The organism is Oceanobacillus luteolus (assembly GCF_042678205.1).
Lineage (GTDB): Bacteria > Bacillota > Bacilli > Bacillales > Amphibacillaceae > Oceanobacillus > Oceanobacillus luteolus.
Window position 1 is genome coordinate 1 of record NZ_JBHUDE010000080.1, and the last position, 1,657, is coordinate 1,657.

The window sequence follows — 1,657 nt, forward strand, 5'->3', positions numbered from 1 at the left end:
GATTGAGTCAAGTACTTGTGGGAGTTTTTTAAGTCCCTTATTTTATACTGTTTTCGTCCAGTGTTTTGTTAGCGTTATCAACCCTATATTGCTCTAAAATGTTTGGGTTCTTCTATTTTTTAAATTCCGCGCAAGCCTTTCAATGCTGCGGTAATTGGCTTCCCAATCGCTTGTTTGAGGTAACCTAAGTTATTGCGCGTTGCTTCCGCGGAGCTGTCTTTGAGCTTCTCAACGAAGTGTTTTGGCGGTTTTTCCGCCTTAGGTTCCTGCTTCAGTTCTTGTGTCTGTTCCAGGATGCCGTGCAGTGTTTTAATTTCCAAGTTGTCTTTCAGAGCGACCATCACATCAATGAATTTATCAAGCCCTTCCTTACTCCAACTGCGACCATTCTTCAGTCTTCTGGCAAACACACTCATGGTTCCCTCTGCACTTCCCATTGGACGGAAGCCCGTTGTATCTATGCCTTTTTTCTCCAGCTTTTTGCGATAATCTCCTAATGCCTCTGGATACTGGGAAAGTTGTGCGATTAACTCTTCCAACCGTTCTTCTTTCTTTTCATTTTCAAGCGTACCTACCGCACTATTTAATTCCGCCATAAAACCCTCCGAATCGTATGCTGCCAACTTTTTTCGAACCGAACGGTATCTGGGGTGTTCACGGAAAATGCGCTGCACATCACGCGCCACATGAAAACGATCAATGACAAATATTGCGTTATGCCGAAAGTAGTCTCTACAGGAGGTAATCCACTTTGCTCCATCCCCGTTGATCACGAGGTGATGCTTCGTGGGTTCGTAGTGGTAAGTCGTCATGAGATACTGCTCAAATTCCTCCCAGAACGGTAAGTTTCCTTCGTGAATAAAGTGCCGTTTCTCCACAAGCTTTGCCCGTTTTCCATTCCTTTCCCAGCCTTGATGAATACTGGCTATTTTTACTTCTCTCCCTTTTCTCCCTTTCTTCTGGCTTTTGGTGTATAGACCATCCACCTCGACAAATAACACCTCTTGTTCCAGTGGTACGGACTCTTCTGGAATAACTTCTGTATTCAAAAGCTGTTGGCGGATGCCTTCGTGACTGATAACTGGATAGCCCAAAAGCTTCTCCATTGCCTTCCCCGCTTGTCGGTAAGAGACTCCCGTTACAGCCAGTTCGATAGCCAAGTCTTGTACGACTGGACTCATTCCTTTGGTACCGTCAAAAGCTAAGTATTGATCCAATAAGTAGACATACTTTCCAGTTTCCTTATCTTGATAATAATTCCGTTTCAATTCCACCTGCCCAAAGACAGATTCAAACTTTAGCGTTCGTTTATCTTTTAGGTAAAACCTTTTTTTATCTCTTCCGGAAGCAATAGCTTCATCTAATTCCCGGAGGGTTTCCGCCATCACTTGGGAAAAACTTTCTTGTAGTGCGCGATAAGTAATTTGTTCTAACTCTTTCATTGTCAGCGTAGATATGATATCTTTCATTGGAGGACCTCTTTCTATAGTTGTTGTTTTGGTAGACTCTAACTATATAAAATTGGGTCCTCTTTTTCACGTAAAACGCCCTTTATACTACCGCGCTTCGCTTGCTTGCCCTGTCTTTGGTGTTGAAGTCTTGCGACTTCAACACCAAAGACAGGGTATATGTTCTCCCACAAACATTTTACTCTAAC

Annotated in this window: 1 protein-coding gene; it reads right to left on the bottom strand. The window is 43.2% G+C overall.

The features are described from left to right. Positions 1-119: 119 nt before the first annotated feature. The gene (locus ACFSBH_RS12275; protein WP_251518023.1) at positions 120-1,469 is read right to left on the bottom strand and encodes an ISLre2 family transposase; all 1,350 of its coding nucleotides are present in this window, start codon (positions 1,467-1,469) and stop codon (positions 120-122) included. Between the last annotated feature and the right edge of the window lie 188 nt (positions 1,470-1,657).